This window comes from Sediminicoccus sp. KRV36 (assembly GCF_023243115.1).
Taxonomy (GTDB): domain Bacteria; phylum Pseudomonadota; class Alphaproteobacteria; order Acetobacterales; family Acetobacteraceae; genus Roseococcus.
This window is the reverse complement of record NZ_CP085081.1, coordinates 2826465-2845983: the sequence shown is the minus strand read 5'-3', so window position 1 is coordinate 2845983 and position 19519 is coordinate 2826465. Positions and strand designations below refer to the sequence as shown.

The window sequence follows — 19519 nt, the reverse complement described above, 5'->3', positions numbered from 1 at the left end:
GGGGGTCTTGGCCCATGCGTCTCTTTGTCGCCCTTGAACTCCCAGAGGAAGTGAAGGATCGCCTCGCTTCCCTCACAGGCGGCCTGCCCGGGGTCCGCTGGGTGCGGCCAGAAAATTACCACCTGACGCTGCGCTTCATCGGCGAGGTGCCCGGCTACCTGGCCGAGGAACTCGACCTCGCCCTGGCCAATATCCGCGCCAAGCCCTTCGCGTTGCGGCTCTCGGGCCTCGGCACCTTTGAAAAGGCGGGGCGGGTGCAATCCCTGCATGTGGTGGCGGAGCGCAGCCCGGGCCTGGCGCATCTGCAATCCAAGATCGAGACCGCCCTGCAACGCTCTGGATTGCCAGCGGAACGCAAGCGCTTCGCACCGCATGTCACGCTGGCGCGGACGGAAGCCGCGGCGCCGCCCAAGCTCGCCGGCTTCATCCAGGCGCATAACCTGTTCCGCACCGATGCCGTGATGGTGGAGCGCTTCGTCCTCTACTCCTCCCAGCTCGGCAAGGAGGCGGCGGTCTACACGCCCGAGGTGGAATACGCCCTGGCGGCTTGAGGTGCGCGGCTTCCTCGCCTAGACCTTCCCACGTGGCACGGTTTCGTCCCCTGTTGATACGCGTCCTTGCGGCCCTGCTGTTCCTGCAGTCGGGCATCGCAGTCGCGCATTGCCTGCGCGGCATGGGCGCTGGCGAGGGGATGATCATCGAGATCTGCTCGACCGATGGCATGCGCAGCATTCGCCTCGACGCGCAGGGCGATCCCGCGCCGGAACACACGCCCGGCGGTGAGGGCGGCTTCTGCCCGATCTGCCATGGGTTGCCTGGCATCCTCCTGCCGGAACCGCCAAGGCTGGCCGGCCCGGCCTGGCTGGGCGAGGCGCTGGCCTGGCATGCGCCCGGAACCCGGTATCTGCGCCCGGCGGCCCACGCTCCGCCATATTCGACGCGCGCCCCTCCCTTCACGGTCTGAACACCCCGCCCGCGCCGCCCGGTTGCCGGGCGCGCCGTTGTTCCTGCCTGTGATGGATTCCCCACCATGTCGCTATTGCGCCGCGTGCTGCTGAGCACGCCTCTTCTTGCCATGCCCGCCCTGGCCCAAACCGAAATTCGCGCCGCCCCCGATACGGTGGTGACGGCGCCGCAGCCCGCTCTCACGGTGGACAGCAACACCCAGGCGCAGGTGAGGCTCTGGTCCTCGCCAGGCGCCAATACCATGGTGCCCGCGTCGCAGTTCCTCGACCGCCCCGGCACGCTCTCCGTGCGCGACATGTTCGAGTTCACGCCCGGCATCTTCGCCCAGCCCAAATGGGGTGAGGATTCCCGGCTCTCGATCCGCGGTTCGGGCCTGGCACGGAATTTCCATCTGCGCGGGGTGCGGGTGTTCCAGGACGGTATCCCGATCAACCAGGCTGATGGCAGCGGTGATCTGCAGGAGCTGGACCCCACCAGCTTCATGCGGGCCGAGGTGTTCCGTGGCGGCAACGGCTTCGCGCTTGGGGCCAATACGCTGGGCGGTGCGATCAACTTCGTCACGCCGACCGGGCGCCAGGCCGAAGGGCAGGGGGTCGCCTTGCGCATGGAGGGCGGCAGCCGTGGCTTCGCCCGCGGCAACATCGCCATGGGGGGCGCCACCGGGCCCTGGGATGGCTGGGTGAATGGCACGATGTCCAGCCAGGATGGCTGGCGCAACAACTCGTCGGGCAGTGCCGGGCGGATGAATGCCAATCTCGGCTATCGCATCGCCGAGAATGCCGAGACACGGCTGTATTTCACCTACAACGCGATCCAGCAGGATATTCCGGGCGCCGTCTCGCGCAATTCGGCGACGCAGACGCCCCGCCTCGCCAATGCCGCCAATGTGCGGCTGAATTACCAGCGCAACATCGAGAGCTTTCGCCTGGGCTCCATCACCGCCATCCAGTTGAACACGGATACTCGGGTGGAGTTCGGCGGCAGCTATGTCGGGCGGCAGCTTGACCATCCGATCTTCCAGTACATCGACAACCAGACCAATGATTTCAACCTGTTCGGGCGGATCATCCGGGACGGGACACTGGGTGGCTTTCGCAACCGCTTCGTCGCCGGAGTGAACTACGCCTATGGCACGAACGACAACCGGCGCTTTGCCAATCTCAGCGGCGTGCGCGGCGCCCAGACCTTCGCCGCCTGGGACACGGCCGCGACCTCGGACGCCTATGTCGAGAACAGCTTCTATATTCTGCCCGACCTGGCCCTGGTGGCCGGCCTGTCCGGTGGGCAGGCCATGCGGCGCAGCGAAAACCGCCTCAACCGGGCGCTGGGCGGCCAGGGCAGCTGGGGCTTCATCAACCCCCGCGCCGGCCTGCTCTGGCAGGCGACGCCGACGGCGCAGCTCTATGGCAATGTCACCTGGTCCACCGAGCCGCCGACCCTCTCGGACCTGGTGGCGCTGGTGCCGCTCGGCGGTTTTGCCCTGCTGGACCCGCAGCGGGCCGTGACGCTGGAGGTTGGCGCACGTGGCCAGACCGGGCCCTTCACCTACGAGGCGGCGCTCTACCGCGCCTGGATTGACAAGGAAATCCAGATCTTTGCGGGCCCGACATCAGGCACGAGTTTTGCCCGCAACGCTGACAAGACCATTCATCAAGGGGTCGAATTGGCGGCCAGCTACCTGGCGCTGGAAAGCACGCTCACCCCGCAGGACAGCACGACGCTTCGCCTCGCCTACACCTACAGCGATTTCCGCTTCGATGGGGATCGCGTCTATGGCAACAACCAGCTTCCGGGCGCGCCACCGCATGTGCTGCGGGCCGAGGCGCGCTATCGCCATCCCTCCGGCCTCTGGGTCGCGCCCAACCTCGACTATGTGCCGTCCGGCTTCTACGCCGACAACGCCAATACCGTGCGGACCGACAGCTATCTCCTGCTTGGGCTCCGGGCGGGTGGCGAGTTCATGGATGGCCGCATGGGCGTCTTCTTCGAGGCGCGCAACCTGACCAACCAGCGCTACATCAGCTCCACTTCCGTGACGAATGTGGCGCTGCCGAATGCGGCCCTCTTTGAACCCGGCTACGGCACCACCGCCTATGCCGGCATGCGCTACCGCTTCTGAAGGAACCAGATCATGAAACGCATCCTGACCCTGCTGCTGGCCCTGGCGACGCCCGCGGCGGCGCATGTGACCATCGCGCCCCCCGAGGTGCCGGCCAATTCCTACGCCCGCCTCGCCTTTCGCGTCGGGCATGGCTGCGCGGGCGCAGCCACGATCGCGATCGAGGTGGCCCTGCCCGAGGGAATCACCATGGCGCGGCCCATGCCCAAGCCCGGCTGGGAGATCGCGATCGAGACCCGGCCGCTGCCCCGTCCCGTCTCCGGCGGGCATGGCCTGGTGCGGGAGGCGCCCTCCGGTATCGCCTGGCGCGGCGGGCCGCTGCCCGATGCGCATTACGAGGAGTTCGTCCTGCTCATCCGCGCGCCGGACATGGCGGGGGCGACGCTGAGCTTTCCCGTGATGCAGCGCTGCGAAGGCGGTGCGCAGCACGCCTGGATCGAACTGCCGACGGCCGAGCAGTCCCGCCCGCGCAGCCCGGCTGCCACGCTGCGCCTGGGGGCACGCTGATGCGCGCGCCGCTTGCCCTGTGCTGCCTTCTCCTCGCCGCGCCAGCGGGAGCCTGCGATCCGGACGAGCTGGAACGCGCCATGACGGAGATCTGTACCGCCACCACCCTGGGTGCGGCAGAGGCCGTGGAGGCCGCGATCCCGCATGCCCGCGCCGAGGAACGAACGGCGATGGAGGCGCAACTGATCCAGCTTCAGCACAATTGCGCGCATGGTGACCCAGCGGTGGTGGCGCGGGGGGCGACGCGCCTTGCGCGCCTCGCCGGCCGCATCGAGGCCCGCGCCAACCAGCCGCGCCCGGCCTCGCTTTGACACAACAACAACAAGGAACCCTGACATGAGCACACGACGCAGCCTGATCCTCGCCGCCGGGCTTCTGCCCCTGGCCGGCCCCGCATTGGCCCACGACACCGTCACGGAACTCGGTGCCCTGCGCATCGTGAATCCCTGGACCCGCGCGGCGGGGCAGGGGATGCAGGGGGGTGGATACCTCATCATCCGCAACACCGGCGCCACGCCGGATCGCCTGGTCTCGGCCACGTCCCCCGCGGCCGGGCGCATGGAACTGCACACCCATATCCGCGATGGCGACGTGATGCGCATGCGCCCGGTGACTGACATCCCGGTGCCGGCGAATGGCGAGGTCACGCTGCAACCGGGCGGGCTGCACCTGATGCTGATCGGCCTGACGCGGCCGATGAATGACGGCCAGAGCATCCCGGTCACGCTGCGCTTCGCCCAGGCGGGCGAGGTGACGGTCCAGCTGGCGGTGCAGGCGGCCGGGGCACGGACGCCGGCGCATCGCCACTGAAGCGAGGCTTCCGCCGCCAGCCCTTCCCTGTATCCTGCCAGGCAGTATCGGGGAGAACGACCATGGATGGCACGCATGCCGAGGCGACCACGCCTCTGCTGAGCATTTCGGGCGCGCGCGCAACCATCCGGCTGAACCGGCCGGCCGTGCATAACCGCATCGAGCCGGCCGATCTTCTCATGCTCGGTGAGCATTTCGCGGCGATCGAGGCCAATCCTGCGATCCGGGTGATGGTGCTGACCGGGACGGGCAAATCCTTTTCCTCGGGCTATCACCTGGGTGACATGGCCGAGCGCCCGGGCGCCGAAGTCACGGCGCGCGAGGATGCGCCCTCCTTCGAGGGGGTGGCGAGTGCCCTCGAAAACCTCCGCGTGCCGACGATCTGCCGGCTGAATGGCGGCGTCTATGGCGGCTCCACCGATCTCGCCTTGTGCTGCGATTTCCGCATCGGCGTGGACACGGCCGAGATGTTCATGCCGGCCGCGCGGCTTGGGCTGCACTACTATCCCTCGGGCATGCTGCGCTACGTCAGCCGGCTGGGGCTGAACGCCGCCAAGAAGCTGTTCCTCACGGCCGAGAAGATCCTGGCCCCCGAAATGCTCGCCATCGGCTACCTGACCGAGATGCTGCCCGCCGCCGAACTCGATGCCCGGGTGGATGCCCTGGCCGAGCGGCTGGCCGCCATGGCGCCGCTGGCCGTGCAGGGCGTGAAGCGCAGCCTGAACGAGATCGCACGCCAGGAATTCGACGTGCAGGGGGCGCTTGACCGCGCCAAGGCCAGCCAGGCGAGCGAGGATTTGCAGGAGGGGCTGAAGGCCTTCCGGGAGAAGCGGGCGCCGGTTTTCAAGGGCCGCTGAGCGCGGGGCCGGGACCCACCGGCCAAAAACAGCGAATCCATTGGCTGCCAGGGCTGCGAAAGATAGTTATAAGCAGCGCAGCATTCTGCCTTGGGAATATCCGCGCGCATGTCCATTCACGCTGCCCTCACGCACCGCACCACCTATCGCTATGACCGGCCGGTGGCGCTCGGGCCGCAAACCATCCGGCTGCGGCCCGCCCCGCATGCGCGCACGCCCATCCTCGCCTATTCGCTGAAGGTCGAACCGCAGCCGCATTTCATCAATTGGCAGCAGGACCCGCAGGGCAATTTCCAGGCCCGCGTGGTCTTCCCCGAGCGCGTCACATCCTTCGAGGTCACCGTTGATCTCGTGGCCGACATGGCGACGATCAACCCCTTCGACTTCTTCCTGGAGCCCGAGGCCGAGAATTTCCCCTTCACCTACGACCACATCCTGGATGAGGAGCTTGCCCCCTTCCGCAAGCTGGCCACACCCGGCCCCCTGCTGAAATCCCTGCTGGCCGAGGTCCCGCGCGATGAAAAGCGCATGGTGGATTTCCTGGTCTTCATCAATCAGCTCGTGCAGTCGCGTATTTCCTACATCGTGCGCATGGAGCCCGGTGTGTGGGACCCGGAGCGCACCCTGGGCGAGGGCCGGGGTTCCTGCCGGGATTCCGCCTGGCTGCTGGTGCAGGCGCTGCGCCACCTGGGCTTCGCCGCGCGCTTCGTCTCCGGCTACCTGATCCAGCTCGTTGCGGACCAGAAGCCGCTGGACGGCCCCGAGGGCCCGACGGCCGATTTCACCGATCTGCACGCCTGGGCCGAAGTCTATCTGCCGGGCGCGGGCTGGGTCGGCCTTGACGCCACTTCCGGCCTGATGGCGGGTGAGGGGCATATCCCCCTGGCGGCTACGCCGGAGCCCGCCTCCGCCGCCCCCATCTCCGGCCTGATCGAGAAGGCAGAGACGGAATTCGGCTTCGAGATGGCGGTGACGCGCCTCGCTGAAATCCCGCGCGTCACCAAGCCCTATACCGACGAAACCTGGGCCGCGATCCGCGCCGCAGGGGACCGCGTGGATGAGGCGCTGGCGCGCCAGAACATGCGCCTGACCATGGGTGGCGAGCCGACCTTCGTCGCCGCTACGGACCGCGAGGCGCCCGAATGGAACACCGATGCGCTGGGCCCCACCAAGCGCCTCTATGCCAATCGCCTGCTGCGCCGGCTGATCCCGCTCTGGTCCAAGGGGGCGGTCATCCACACCGGCCAGGGCAAGCAATATCCGGGCGAGCCGCTGCCGCGCTTCGCGCTCTCCGCCCATTGGCGGCTGGATGGGGAGCCCGTGTGGCGCAACCCCGAGCTTCTCGCCTCGGATGACGACACGGATGACGCGACGCATGAGACGGCCGCGCATTTCGCGGCGAGCCTGGCCGAGCGCCTGCAAGTGCCGCCGGAACTGGCCAATGCGGCCTATGAAGACATCCACTACTACCTCTGGCGCGAAAGTCGGCTGCCCGCGAATGTCGTGGCTGAAGCGAGCAAGCTGAGTGACAAGCTGGAGCGCGCCCGCTTCGCGCGGCTGTTCCGCGGTGGCCTGACGACACCGACCGGCACCGTCCTGCCGCTGCGCCGCGTCGTGCAGGGCGGGCAGCGCCGCTGGCAATCGGGCCGCTGGTTCTTCCGCGACGACACGCTGTTCCTGACGCCGGGCGATGCGCCGATGGGGCTGCGCCTGCCGCTTGCCTCGCTGCCCTGGGTGGACCCTGCGGAACTCGCCAAGGAGCTGGACAGCCCGGCCGATCCCTTCGCGCCCAAGACGGAATTGCCGCTGCTGGAGCAGATCCGCGCCAGCTTCCGCACGCCGGGTGCCGGCACCAACCCCTATGCCCTGCCGGCCGATCAGCGCCCGACGCCGCAGCCGGCGCCGGAAGTGGGCATGGATGAACCCTCCCAGGTCCGCACCGCGCTCTGCGTCGAGCCGCGCGGCGGCATGATCCACGTCTTCCTGCCGCCGCTCTACGCGATCGAGGATTGGCTGGAGCTGATCGCCGCCATCGAGGACACGGCCCAGGAGACCGGCCGCAAGGTCTTCATCGAGGGCTACATGCCGCCCGAGGATTCGCGGGTGCAGCATTTCTCCGTCACCCCCGATCCGGGCGTGATCGAGGCCAATATCCACCCCGCCACCTCCTGGCGCGAAATGGTGGAGCGCACCGAGCAGCTTTACGAGGAAGCCCGGCAGGTCGGCCTCGCCACCGAGAAATTCATGCAGGATGGCAAGCATGTCGGCACCGGCGGCGGCAATCATGTGGTGATGGGCGCGGCGCGGGCGGAGGACTCGCCTTTCCTGCGCCGCCCCGATCTGCTGCGCAGCCTGGTCTCCTTCTGGCACAACCACCCTTCGCTCAGCTTCATGTTCAGCGGGCTTTTCATCGGCCCGACCAGCCAGCATCCGCGCGTGGATGAGGCGCGGATGGATGCGCTGCGCGAACTCGACATCGCCTTTGGCGAGCTCGACCGCATGGGTGGCGATCCGCCGCCCTGGATGACGGACCGGCTGTTCCGCAACATCCTGGCCGACATGACGGGCAATACGCACCGCACCGAGTTCTGCATCGACAAGATGTATGACCCGAACTCCTCCAGCGGCCGTCGTGGCCTGGTGGAATTCCGCGCCTTCGAAATGCCGCCCCATGCGCAGATGAGTGCGGCGCAGATGCTGCTGATGCGCTCAGCACTGGCGGCCTTCTGGGAGACGCCCTATCGCCGTTCGCTGGTGCGCTGGGGCACCTCGCTGCATGACCGCTTCATGCTGCCGCATTACGCCAAGGCCGATCTGACGGATGCCCTGGAGGAGCTGGGCCAGCTTGGCTTCGGGCTTGATCCGGCCTGGTTCGCCCCGCATGTCGAATTCCGCTTTCCGCAGATCGGCGAGGTGAACGTGGCCGGCCCAGGGGGGGCCATGAGCCTGGAACTGCGCAGCGCGCTGGAGCCTTGGCATGTGCTGGGCGAGGAACAGGCCGCCGGCGGCACCGTCCGCTATGTGGACAGCAGCGCCGAGCGTGTGCAGGCCCGCGTGACCAACTGGGTGCCGGAGCGCTTCCTGCTCGCCGCCAATGGCGTCGCCGTGCCCTTGCAGCCCACCGGCCGGGCCGGCGAATTCGTCGGCGGCATCCGCTTCAAGGCGTGGGACCCGCCCTCGGCCCTGCATCCTTCCGTGCGCGCCCAGGCCCCGCTGGTGCTGGATGTCCAGGACCGCTGGAGCGGCCGTTCGCTCGGTGGCCTGGCGCATCACGTGGCGCATCCGGGCGGCCGCGCCTATGAGGATTTCCCGGTCAACGCCAATTCGGCCGAGGCGCGGCGCCGCTCGCGCTTCTTCGCCCATGGCCACACCGCGGGCGCCACCCAGGTGGCGGAACCCCGGCCGAGCCTGGAGCACCCTTGCACCCTCGACCTGAGGGCCTTCGCGGGTGGTGGCGAAAATGGCTGATCTGCTCGCCGGCGGACCTGATGAAATGGTCTCCGGCGAGGGGCGCATCCGGCCGCATTGGCGGGGCATCATGGGGGTGGTGGGCAGTCTTGGCCGCCCTGGCCTCGCCGAGCGCGGTGAGCGTCTGGCGCGTGCCATGGCCGATGATGGCGTGGCCTCGCTGCTGCCTGGTGCGTCCGGGGCGGCGCTGTGGCGGCTGGACCCTTTGCCCCTGCCGATCCAGATCGAGGAGTTCGAGGCGCTGGCCGCCGGCGTTGCGCAGCGCGCGCGGCTGCTGGATGCGGTGCTGGCCGATCTCTATGGCGCGCAGGAATTGCTGGCGGGCGGGCAGATCCCGGCCCCGCTGATCTTTGGCAGCCCGGCCTTCCAGCGCACGGCGCGGCGCGGCAAGGGGCCGCCGCGCAGGCCCCTGCTGCATCTCTATGCCGTGGACCTGGTGCGCGCGCCCGATGGCAGCTGGGCCGTGTTGCAGGACCGCACCGGCCTGGCTTCGGGCCTCGGGCAATTGCGCGAAAATCGCCGGCTGATCGCGGCCGGCATGCCGGAGGTCGCGCGCGCGAGCCAGCCGCGCAGCATCTCGCCGTTTTTCGACCTCTGGCAGGATTCCCTGAGCCGACTTGGCCCGCATGGGATGAATGATCCCGCCATCGCGCTGCTCTCGCCCGGCACGCGCGATCCGCATTGGTTCGAGCATGTGGTGCTCTCCCGGGAACTCGGCTGCGCGCTGGTCGAGACGGGCGATCTTACCATGCGTGGCGGTGCGCTGTTCCTGAAGACACTGGGCGGATTGCAGCCCGTGGATGTGGTGCTCTCCCGCGTGGATGCGGCGGCCCTCGATCCGCTGGACCAGCCCGAGGCGCCGGCGGGCAGCGGCGTGCCCGGCATGCTGGATGCGGTGCGCCATGGCGCGCTCACGCTGCTGAATGCCCCGGGGGCCGCGCTGGGCGAGGCGCCGGCGCTGTGCGCCTATCTCGCGCCGCTCGCGCCGCAGATGCTGGGTGAAGCCTTGTCCCTCAACAACCTGCCCACCCATTGGCTGCCCGACCCTTCCTGCCCCGTGCCGCCGCTGCCCGAGGGGTATGCAAGCTGGATTTTCCGCCCGGCCGGGCAGGGCGCCTCATCAGAAACCATGGCGCGCCCGGCCCAGGGCGGTGTCGCCGCCATCGCCCTGCCGGCCTTGCCGGTGGCGCCTTCCCTCGAAAACGGGGCGCTGACGCCGGCGCCTTTCGTGCTGCGCATGTTCGCCGTCTCCGACGGCGCGGGCTGGCATGTGCTGCCCGGCGGCATTGCGCGCTTGGTGACACCGGGTGCCAAGCTGACCGGGCGCCTGCCGGGTGGCGGCTGGTGCAAGGATGTCTGGGTTCCGGCCGACACTTCGGAGGCCATCATCGGCCCGGCCGCGCAAAGCGGCCCGCCCATCGCCATCCGCCGCACCGCCGGGGCCATTCCCTCCCGCGTGGCGGATAACCTGTTCTGGCTGGGCCGCTATGTGGAACGGCTGGACCTCGCGGCACGGCTGATGCGCGCCACCATCACGCGGCTGCGCCGGGGTGCGCCCCTGCCGCGCGAATTGGCCGAGCTTGGCACCCTCGCCATCTGCCTGCGCGAGGCGCAGCTGCTGGATGAGGAGGCGCGGCCCAGCGCGGGCAGCCTCTCCGCCCTCGCCACCGCGCTGGAGCGCGATTCGCGGCCGGCTGTGCGGCAATTGCAGGGCACCATCGGCTCCCTCATCGAATCCGTGCGGGACCGGCTGACCGCCGACATGCACGCCACCCTGACGCAAACGCTGCGCACCGCGGAGGAGGCGCTGGACAATGCCGCCGCCGAATTGCCCGATCTGGCGCGCGCCTTGCTCCCCTCGCTCCGCTTCGCCAATGCGGTGGCGGGCATCGCCTCCGAAAATATGGTGCGCGGCGGTGCGCGGCTCTTCCTGGAGCTGGGCCGGCGCATGGAGCGCGCCCATGCGGTGGCGAGCGAAGTGGCGGTGGCGCTGGATGCGCCGGCGGCCCGAATCGAGGCCGGGCTTCGCCTGACGCTCGAACTTTGCGATAGCGTGATCACCTATCGCAGCCGGTACCTCGCGGTGCTGCAACCCGCCCCGGCGCTGGACCTGGTGCTGGCGGATGCTTCCAACCCGCGCGGGCTCGCATTCCAGCTTGACGCCATTGCCGCCGCATTGCGGGAGATCACTGAGGAGGCGGAGGACGGCACCGTGCGGGAGGTGCAGCGCCTTCTGGCCCAGGCGGAGGGGATCACCGCCCGGCTGCTCGCCGCTTCCGACCAGGCCGAGGCCGCGACGACGCTGCTGCCCCCGCAATTGCGCGCCATGGCGGCCGAGATCGCGACCCTCTCGGACCAGGTGTCCCGCCGCTATTTCGCGCTGCTTCCCGCCGCCCGGGTCCTGGGGGTGGATGTGGGCGAGGCCGCTGTCATCGAGGCGTAATCCTCGGCTGGCCCGGTAGGCGCGGCGCCAGCCATCCGTCACAATGGCGACAATGATATATTGGCTTCGACACCGCACCGCCTACGGCTATGCCCAGACCGTGGACCTGGCCGCGCATCTGCTGCACCTGAAACCCCGGGCGCTGCCGGGCCAGCGCGTGCTCTCCGCCCGGCTGACCTGCCTGCCCCGGCCGGACCACCACACCGAGACGCATGATCATTTCGGCAATGCCGCCACCCGGCTGTTCCTGGTGGCGCCGCACACCAGCTTCGAGGTGACGGCGGAAAGCCTGGTCGAGGTGGATTTCGAGCCGCCGCCGCCCGCCGCCGAAACCCTTCCGTGGGAGAAGGTAGCAGCCAGCGCCCACGCCGCCGAGACGGCGGATTTCCTGCAAGCCACGGCGCATGTCCCCATCCTGGCCGAGGCGACGGCCTATGCGCGGATTTCCTTTCCGCCCGGCCGGCCGGTGCTGGAAGGGCTGCTGGAGCTCAACCGCCGCATGCGGCAGGAATTCGTCTTTCAGGCGGGTGTGACCAGCATCACGACACCTATCGCGGAGGTGCTGCGGGAGCGGCGCGGGGTCTGCCAGGATTTCACGCAGGTGATGCTGGCGGGGCTGCGGGGCCTGGGCCTGCCGGCGCGCTATGTCTCGGGCTATGTGCGCACACGCCCGCCGCCGGGGCAGAAGCGAAGGCGCGGGGCGGACCAGTCGCATGCCTGGGTTTCGGCCTGGCTGGGCGAAGGCCATGGCCAGGGGGGGGGCTGGGTGCAGCTGGACCCGACCAACGGAATCGTCGTGCGGGATGAGCATGTGATCCTCGCCTGGGGGCGGGATTTCTCGGATATCTCGCCTTTGCGCGGCGTCCTGCTGGGCGGCGGCGAGCATCGCCTGGAAGTGAATGTGGATCTGGAGCCGGAGGGCGAGGGCTGATCCCTCGCTCGGCCTTCCGCCGCGCCTGACCGGCGAGCGGCAGCCGCCAACCTCCAGGAGGGCTTCACCGGATGGGCGGGCGAAACGGTTTCGCGCCGCGTCACATGACCCATTCCCGGCCGTAGCCGGCTGCCCTTGGGGCCAGGTTGCGCCTGGCCCCAAGCCCTTGCAGCGTCAGGCCGCGACTTCGACCAGGACGAGTTCGGCCTCATCATTTGCGATGATGGTGACCTCGCTCTCGCCCTCGATCGCGGCACCGTCCCGCTCGCCCAGCATCTGGCCATTCACCGTGGCGCTGCCCCGCGCCGGCACCAGATAGGCGGCGCGGCCCGGCGCCAGGGTCAGCTTCAATTCCTGGCCCTTGGCCAGGGTCGTCGCCATCACCGCGGCATCGGCGTTGATCGGCAGGGCGCCGGCTTCCGCATCGCCCTCACGCCCGCCGGCCAGCACTTCGAAGCGCGCCTCGCGCTCGGCCTTCGGGAAGGTCTTGGCCCCCCAATTTGGCTTGGCGCCGCGCAGATCGGGCAGGATCCAGATCTGGAAGATCTTGGTGGTCGTGGGTTCCAGATTGTATTCGCTGTGCACCACACCCGTGCCGGCCGACATGATCTGCACGTCGCCCGCCTCGGTGCGGCCCTCATTGCCCATATTGTCGCGGTGGGTGATCGCGCCCTCGCGGACATAGGTGATGATTTCCATGTCGCGATGGGGATGCGGATCGAAGCCGGTGCCGGCGGCGATCTCGTCATCATTCCAGACGCGCAGGCGGCCCCAGCCCATGCGGGCGGCGTCGTTATAGTGACCGAAGGAGAAATGGTGGCGGGCGTTGAGCCAGCCGAAATTGGCGTTGCCGAGGGTATTGAAGGGGCGGATATCAATCATGACGTGGTCCTGACGCGCCGGTTTGTGGCTGCGTTGGAAGCCAGATAAGGCCTTCACCGCGCGGTTTCCACTCACGCCCGGTGATGGGCGTCATTCAGGGCCGTGATGCCGGCGGCGCAGCTGCGCACAGCGACCCGGAAAATGCGTGAAAACAGCAGCCTGGAGGCGTCTCGTCGGCTTCGCTGCGGGTGAAACGACTCCGGCCTCCGTCAGAAAAGCCGCTTCCGCCCGGCCTGGAGGTTGGCCCGCTCGCAAGGGCTCACGGAACAACCTCCAGCGCCTTGATTTCAGGGCATCTTTATCCGTTCCAACGATTCCGTTGGAACGGATGCTGCCCTAGCGACACATCAGCACCGGCACATCGGCATTTTCCAGCACATGCCGCGTCACGCCGCCCAGGATCAGCTGGCGCAGCCGCGAATGGCTGTAGGCCCCCATGCAGAGCAGATCGGCCTGGAAGTCCCGCACGGCGCCCAGCAGGCCGGCGCCGACATCCTTCGTCACCGGCTTGAACTGCATCGCCTCGGCCTGGACCTCGTGCCAGTGCAGATAGGCCAGGATGCCCTCCACCTTCGGCCCGCGCCGCTGGTAGTCATCGGCGTAGAGGATGCGGCGGGCATCGGCGCGGTGCAGCCAGGGCAGGGCGGCGGCCATGGCGGCCGCCGATTCGGCGGTGCCGTTCCAGGCGCAGCAGATGCGCGTGCCCAGCGTCGCGGGCGCCACGCGGGGGGCGATCAGGACGGGGCGGCCGGAATCGAACAGCACGGCATGCAGCGCATCCGAACTGCTGACATCCTCGCCCCCCTCGGGGTGGGGAACCACGGCCATGTCATAGAGGCGCGACTGCTGCGCCACCACATCTTCCTCACGGCCCGCGATGCTCTCGAAGGAGAGGGTGGGGCCGCCGGATTTCAGCGCCGTCTCGGCCGAATTGGCGATGGTGATGTCGCCGGCCGTCGCGGCGAAACGCTCGAACAGGGCGCGGACGCGGCCGGCGCGGTCGCCGCTTTCGCGTTCCGTCGCGGCCATCATCTCCTCGATCATGGCGCCCGAGAGGCCCTCCCCGGCCAGGGGGGCCACGTCACGCGCATCCACGCGCACATGCAGGCAATGCACATGCGCCCCCCAGATGCGCGCCACCATCAATGCCGTGGCAAGTGCGGCTTCCCCGGCGGCGGTTCCGGTCATCGGCAGCAGCAGGCGGCGATAGGCCATGTTTTTGATCCCTCAACCAATTATGGCCACCTTATGGCGAAACCGGGGGGGGCAAGTCCAGTAACTTGCGGGCCATGACCTCGGTGCCTGCCGCGGCATCCAAACGATGCCAGGTGATCTCCCCGACGTCGCGCCGCGCGGCTTCCTCCAGCACATCGGGCGTTGCGTCGGAGGCATCGCCCACGGGGGCTGCCAGCCGCGCCGCGACGCGCGCCCGCAGGAGATCCAGCGGCGCTTCCAGCCAGAGGCCGGTGAAGCCGGGGGAGAGCGCCGCCAGCCCATCGCGCTCGGCCGGGCGCTGAAACACGGCATCGGCGATGACGCAGTGCCCGGCCGCAAGCGCCATGCGCGCCAGATCACGCAATTCGGCAAAGACGGAGGCGCTGGCCTCGGGCGCATAGGCGGCCGGTGGCAGGCGGGTTTCCGGAGTGACGCCGGCCTGGCGCTTGCGGATTTCATCGCTGCGCAGGATCACCGCCCCCGGCGCCGCGCCCAGCTCCGGCGCGAGACGCCGCGCGAGGAAGGACTTGCCGGTGCCCTGCAAGCCCCCCACCGCGACCAGCCGGGCTGGCGGGGGCTGCAAATAGCCCAGCGCCGCGTCCAGCAGTGCGGCGCCATCCTGACCTGAGCGGGCGGCGACATGGGCGCGGATCAGGGCGCGCAGCGAGAGCCAGAGCGGCAAGCCCCGCAGCAGGGCGACATCGCCCGTGCGCGCCAGATAGCGGTTCAGCACACGGTTGGCGGCGGCGCGGCTGCCATGCTGCTCCAGATCCATGAGCAGGAAGGCGAGATCATAGCCGACATCGATCGTCGCCAGCGCTTCGTCGAATTCCAGCGCATCGAAGGGGGTGGGGCGGCCTTCCAGCAGGCAGATGTTTCCCAGATGCAGGTCGCCATGGCAGCGGCGCACAAACCCCTGGGCAGCCCGCTGGCCGAGCCACGGGGCAAGGCGGGCTTCGGCGGCCAATGCGGCCTCGGCCCAGGCGGCCACGCGGGCCTCGCCGAGGCCAGCGGAGAGTGCGGCCGCCTGGTTGCCGGTGATGACGCGGATCATGCGGCCATCGGCGTCCCGGCCTGGCGCGGCTGCGTGCAGCGCCACGACGGCATCGGCCAGCGGATCGAGCAGGGCATCCGGCACGGCGCCGGCGAAAAACGCCTCGGGCGGCAGGCGCTTCATGCGCAGCACCCACTCCAGCGGCGTGCCCTCGCCCCCCAGGCGCAGCGTGCCATCGGCGCCGCGCGTGATCGGCACGGCGCCGAGATACAGGCCCGGCGCATGCGGCGCATTCAGCGCGTGCTCAAACTTCGTCAGCCTTTCGCGCTCGGCCAGGGTGGTGAAGTCGAGGAAGCCGAAATCCACCGCTTTCTTGAGCTTGAACGCCTCCTCGGCCCCCAGGAAGACGGCGGAGATATGGGTTTCCACCACGCTGCCCCCGGTGAGGCGCGCGAGGAATTCCGCGGCTTCGCGTTGCCCGGCGGGGACCGCCACAAGACTGGTTGCGGGGACCGCCACGGGCTCGGCGGCGGGCGTCGGCATCAGGGGTAGAGCGTCTCAAGCTTCCAGCCGCCATCGGCCGCCAGGAAGACGCGCCGCTCGTGCAGCCGGAAGGGCATGTCCCGCCAGAATTCGATGCGCGCCGGCACCAGGCGGAAGCCGGACCAATGCGGCGGGCGGGGAATCTCGCTCACGCCGAATTTCACCGTGTATTCCGCAACGGCCTTCTCCAGCGCCCAGCGCCCTTCCAACTCGCGCGACTGGCGTGAGGCCCAGGCGCCGATGCGGCTGCCGCGCGAGCGGGAGGCGTAATAGGCATCGGCCTCGGCGTCGCTCACGGGCTCGACGGGGCCTTCGACTCGCACGCTGCGAGTCAGCGTTTTCCAGTGGAAGCAAAGTGCGGCATGCGGGTTGGCGGCCAATTCGCCACCCTTGCGCGATTCGAGGTTGGTGTAGAACACGAAGCCCCGCGCATCCTGCCCCTTGAGCAGGACCATGCGTGCGGAAGGCCGGCCATCCGGCGTGGAAGTGGCCAGGCACATGGCATTGGGGTCATTGGGCTCGGTGCGCGTGGCCTCGGCGAGCCAGTCGGCGAAGAGGGCGTAGGGGTCTTCGGTCATGCGGACATCCTGTGGGGCCTTGCCCGGTTGTGGGGCATGTGCCACCACCACTTGGCCCCCGCAACCGGATCACGGAACCCCATGAAGGAAGATTCTGCCCCCGCTCTGCCGACGGGAACCCTCATGCAGGGTCGCCGCGGCCTGATCATGGGCGTCGCCAATGACCGTTCTATCGCCTGGGCCATCGCGCGGGCCTGCGCGGCGCAGGGGGCGGAACTGGCCTTCACCTATCAGGGCGAGGCGCTGGAAAAGCGCGTCCGGCCGCTTGCCGCGAGTGTCGGCAGTGAATTCGTGGTGCCCTGTGACGTTGCCAGCGACGAGGACATGGACGCTGCCTTCGGCGCCGTCGAGGAACGCTGGGGCAAGCTCGATTTCTTCGTGCATGCCGTGGGTTTCGCCGACAAGCAGTATCTGCGCGGCCGCTTCCTCGATACCCCGCGCGAGGCGTTTCTCCAGGCGCTCGACATCTCCTGCTACTCCTTCGCCGCCACCGGCCGCCGCGCCGCGGCGCTGATGAGCGAGGGCGGTTCCCTGCTCACGCTCAGCTATCTGGGTGCTGAGAAATGGGTGCCGCACTACAATGTGATGGGTGTCGCCAAGGCCGCGCTGGAAGCCAGCGTGCGCTACATGGCGGCCGATCTCGGTGCCGACGGTATCCGGGTCAACGCGATCAGCGCCGGGCCGATCAAGACGCTGGCGGCAAGCGGGATCGGCGATTTCCGCTATATCCTCAAATGGAACCAGTACAACGCCCCGATGCAGCGCAATGTGACGCTGGATGAGGTGGGCGGGGCCGGGCTGTATCTCCTAAGCCCGCTCAGCACCGGCGTCTCGGGTGAGGTGCATCACGTGGATTGCGGCTACCATATCGTCGGGATGAAGAACCCCGATGCGCCGGATCTGACCATCGAAAAGAGCTGAGGCGCGGCCCATGCCCCTGCGACGCCTCACGCCCGACGACGCCGAGGCGTTCCGGGCCTTGCGGCTGGAGGCGCTTCGCCTGGCCCCCGCCGCCTACGGGACCGCCTTCGAGGAGGAGGCGGGCAAGCCGCTCTCCTGGTTCGGCGAGGCGCTCACGCGGTCCGATGTGTTTGTGGCGGAGGGCGCATCGGGATGTCTGTCCGGCATGCTGGCCTATCGGGGCGATCCGATGCTCAAGCGCCGCCATATCGGCCATCTCTGGGGCATGTATGTGCGCCAGGAGGCGCGCGGGCAGGGGCTGGGCGCCGCACTTCTGGCCGCCTGCATGGCCCATGCGCGGCCGCGCGTGGCGGTGCTCCAGCTGATGGTGGGCGCAGCCAACCCGGATGCGATCCGGCTTTATGAGCGCGCCGGCTTCAGGACCTACGGAACCGAAGCGGATTCGTTGCGCGTGGCCGGGGTGACGGCGGCCACGCTGCTCATGGCCTGCCGCCTGGACGAAACCAAAGCCGGCTGATCAGGCCGTCGCCCCCGAAGCCGCCAGGGCGCGAAGCTGATCCACCGTGCGCTGCATGCCCGCCGACTCGACGCCGAAATGCAGCAGCGCGAAGCCGGCCATGCCAAGCGCGATCTCCCGCTCACCCATCACCACCAGCCCGACACCGTCGAGCTTGCCGAGAAGCGCTGCCTCCTCCTCGGTATGCGCGCGGACGGCGGCGGCCAGGTTGGGGTTGGCCGCGCGGGCCAGCTCCAGAACGCGCCGGCAGCCAAAGGCATCCGGCATCGCCAGCACGATGAGCCGCGCCGCTTCGGGATGTGCCGCCTTCAGGACTTCGGGCTGCGCCGCATCGCCCCAGATCACCGCGATACCCTCCTGCCGGAGTGTCTCGGCGAGGGCGTGATCGGCCTCGATCGCGATGAACGGGATGCCGTGCTCCACCAGCGCCTGCGCCACCACGCGCCCGACCCGCCCATAGCCCGCGATCACGGCATGGCCGGAGGGCTTGGTGGGCAGCGGGGGCAGCGGGTGCGCGCCGGCCCTGCGCGCCTGCCAGGCCTGGAAGCGCCCCGCCCCGCCCACATAGCCGGCCAGCCGCTCGGTCAGCAGCATCGAGACGGGGGTCAGCACGATGGCGAGTGTCGCGGCGGCCAGCAGCGGGGCGCGGACCTCGCCAGGCAGGATGTCACGGCCGATGGCGAGTTCCAGCAGCACGAAGGAAAACTCGCCGATCTGCGCCATGCTGCCGGCGACCACGGCGGCCGTGGGCAAGGCCACCCGCAGCGCCACCAGCAGCAGCAGAATGGCCACCCCGGTGCCGAGCAGGATCACCAGCAGGGCCGCCAGCGCCAGCCACGGCGCGGCCACGACGGCGAGGGGGTCCACCATCATGCCGACCGAGACGAAGAACAGCGCGACAAAGATCCGCTGCAACGCCGTGGTCTCGGCGGCGGCCTGATGGCCGAGCGGGCTTTCGGCGAGCAGCACGCCGGCGAAAAAGCCGCCCAGCGCCGGCGAGACGCCAAACAGCGCGGCCGAGCCAAACGCCGTCCCGAGCGCCACGACCACGACGGCGAGCGTGAACAACTCCCGCGAGCCGGTGGCCGCGACCAGGGCCAGCAGCCGCGGCAGCATGACGCGACCAACCACCGCCATCACCACCAGGAAGGCGACGAGCTGGGCCCCGGTTTTCGCCAGGGCCATCTGGAGCCCCTTGTCATCGCCACCCGCCGCCATGGCGGGCAGCAGCACAAGGGCCAGCACCACGACAAGATCCTGAACGACCAGCCAGCCCAGTGCGAGCCGGCCGGCTTCGCCACCCAGCCTGCCGCGCTCCTCCAGGCTGCGGGTGGCCACCGCCGTCGAGGAGATGGCGAGTGCGATGCCCAGGGCGATGGCCGGGCCCATCCCCAGGCCAAAGGCGAAATGGCCAAGCATGGCGCCCAGGGCCGTGCCAGCCGTGATCTGCGCCAGCGCGCCGGGCAGGGCCACGCGCCAGACCGTCAACAGATCCCGCGGGCGAAAATGCAGGCCGACGCCGAACAGCAGCAAGGCGACGCCGATCTCGGCCATGGCGGAAGTCAGGCTCGCATCGGCGACGAATCCGGGCGTATGCGGCCCGACCATCAGGCCCGCCGCGATATAGCCCAGCAGCGGCGGGACGCGCAGCATCCGCGCCCCCAGCCCCAAGGCAAAGGCCAGGGCCAGGGCAATGACGAGGGTGGCGAGCAGGGGGGAGGCTGGGTGCACGAAGCAGCGTAACCCGCATCCGATCGTGCCGCGATGG

Annotated in this window: 17 protein-coding genes; 12 read left to right on the top strand and 5 right to left on the bottom strand. The window is 69.3% G+C overall.

Annotation, left to right across the window (positions count from 1 at the left end):
- The first annotated feature begins 14 nt into the window (after positions 1–14).
- The 10 genes from thpR to LHU95_RS13270 all read left to right on the top strand — a co-directional run bounded on the left by thpR (position 15) and on the right by LHU95_RS13270 (position 12101).
- Positions 15–551, top strand: coding sequence for an RNA 2',3'-cyclic phosphodiesterase (gene thpR / locus LHU95_RS13315; RefSeq protein WP_248707449.1), 537 nt, complete (start codon positions 15–17; stop codon positions 549–551).
- Between the two features lie 53 nt (positions 552–604).
- The gene (locus LHU95_RS13310; protein ID WP_248707448.1) at positions 605–964 is read left to right on the top strand and encodes a DUF2946 family protein; all 360 of its coding nucleotides are present in this window, start codon (positions 605–607) and stop codon (positions 962–964) included.
- Between the two features lie 66 nt (positions 965–1030).
- The gene (locus LHU95_RS13305) at positions 1031–3085 is read left to right on the top strand and encodes a TonB-dependent receptor (protein WP_248707447.1); all 2055 of its coding nucleotides are present in this window, start codon (positions 1031–1033) and stop codon (positions 3083–3085) included.
- Between the two features lie 12 nt (positions 3086–3097).
- The gene (locus LHU95_RS13300; protein ID WP_248707446.1) at positions 3098–3592 is read left to right on the top strand and encodes a YcnI family protein; all 495 of its coding nucleotides are present in this window, start codon (positions 3098–3100) and stop codon (positions 3590–3592) included.
- Positions 3593–3672: 80 nt separating this feature from the next.
- Positions 3673–3903, top strand: a complete 231-nt coding sequence (locus LHU95_RS13295) for a hypothetical protein (RefSeq protein ID WP_248707445.1) — start codon at positions 3673–3675, stop codon at positions 3901–3903.
- Between the two features lie 25 nt (positions 3904–3928).
- The gene (locus LHU95_RS13290; RefSeq protein WP_248707444.1) at positions 3929–4402 is read left to right on the top strand and encodes a copper chaperone PCu(A)C; all 474 of its coding nucleotides are present in this window, start codon (positions 3929–3931) and stop codon (positions 4400–4402) included.
- A gap of 62 nt (positions 4403–4464) precedes the next feature.
- Complete coding sequence (locus LHU95_RS13285; protein ID WP_248707443.1) at positions 4465–5259, top strand: enoyl-CoA hydratase/isomerase family protein; 795 nt, start codon at positions 4465–4467, stop codon at positions 5257–5259.
- A gap of 108 nt (positions 5260–5367) precedes the next feature.
- Complete coding sequence (locus LHU95_RS13280) at positions 5368–8727, top strand: transglutaminase family protein (protein WP_248707442.1); 3360 nt, start codon at positions 5368–5370, stop codon at positions 8725–8727.
- Entirely contained in the window at positions 8720–11170 is a 2451-nt protein-coding gene (locus LHU95_RS13275; RefSeq protein ID WP_248707441.1) for a circularly permuted type 2 ATP-grasp protein, read from the top strand. Before LHU95_RS13280 ends, LHU95_RS13275 begins: the two co-directional genes overlap by 8 nt.
- A gap of 52 nt (positions 11171–11222) precedes the next feature.
- Positions 11223–12101, top strand: a complete 879-nt coding sequence (locus LHU95_RS13270) for a transglutaminase family protein (protein ID WP_248707440.1) — start codon at positions 11223–11225, stop codon at positions 12099–12101.
- A 174-nt stretch (positions 12102–12275) separates the two neighbouring features.
- Here the strand turns inward: LHU95_RS13270 and LHU95_RS13265 are convergent, their stop codons facing one another.
- The 4 genes from LHU95_RS13265 to pdxH all read right to left on the bottom strand — a co-directional run bounded on the left by LHU95_RS13265 (position 12276) and on the right by pdxH (position 16313).
- The gene (locus LHU95_RS13265; protein ID WP_248707439.1) at positions 12276–12983 is read right to left on the bottom strand and encodes a pirin family protein; all 708 of its coding nucleotides are present in this window, start codon (positions 12981–12983) and stop codon (positions 12276–12278) included.
- Positions 12984–13319: 336 nt separating this feature from the next.
- Positions 13320–14198, bottom strand: a complete 879-nt coding sequence (locus LHU95_RS13260) for a universal stress protein (protein ID WP_248707438.1) — start codon at positions 14196–14198, stop codon at positions 13320–13322.
- A 31-nt stretch (positions 14199–14229) separates the two neighbouring features.
- Positions 14230–15735 (bottom strand): AAA family ATPase, encoded by a 1506-nt coding sequence (locus LHU95_RS13255; RefSeq protein ID WP_248707437.1) that lies wholly within the window; start codon positions 15733–15735, stop codon positions 14230–14232.
- Positions 15735–16313, bottom strand: a complete 579-nt coding sequence (gene pdxH, locus LHU95_RS13250) for a pyridoxamine 5'-phosphate oxidase (RefSeq protein ID WP_248707436.1) — start codon at positions 16311–16313, stop codon at positions 15735–15737. The genes LHU95_RS13255 and pdxH overlap by 1 nt, the downstream gene beginning before the upstream one ends.
- Before the next feature lie 81 nt (positions 16314–16394).
- On the opposite strand from pdxH, the gene fabI reads away from it, so the two are divergent.
- Positions 16395–17234, top strand: a complete 840-nt coding sequence (gene fabI / locus LHU95_RS13245) for an enoyl-ACP reductase FabI (protein WP_248707435.1) — start codon at positions 16395–16397, stop codon at positions 17232–17234.
- Between the two features lie 10 nt (positions 17235–17244).
- Positions 17245–17751 (top strand): N-acetyltransferase, encoded by a 507-nt coding sequence (locus LHU95_RS13240; protein WP_248707434.1) that lies wholly within the window; start codon positions 17245–17247, stop codon positions 17749–17751.
- Here the strand turns inward: LHU95_RS13240 and LHU95_RS13235 are convergent, their stop codons facing one another.
- Positions 17752–19482 carry a cation:proton antiporter gene (locus LHU95_RS13235; RefSeq protein WP_248707433.1) on the bottom strand — a complete coding sequence of 577 codons (1731 nt, stop codon included), beginning with the start codon at positions 19480–19482 and terminating at the stop codon, positions 17752–17754.
- Positions 19483–19519 lie beyond the last annotated feature (37 nt).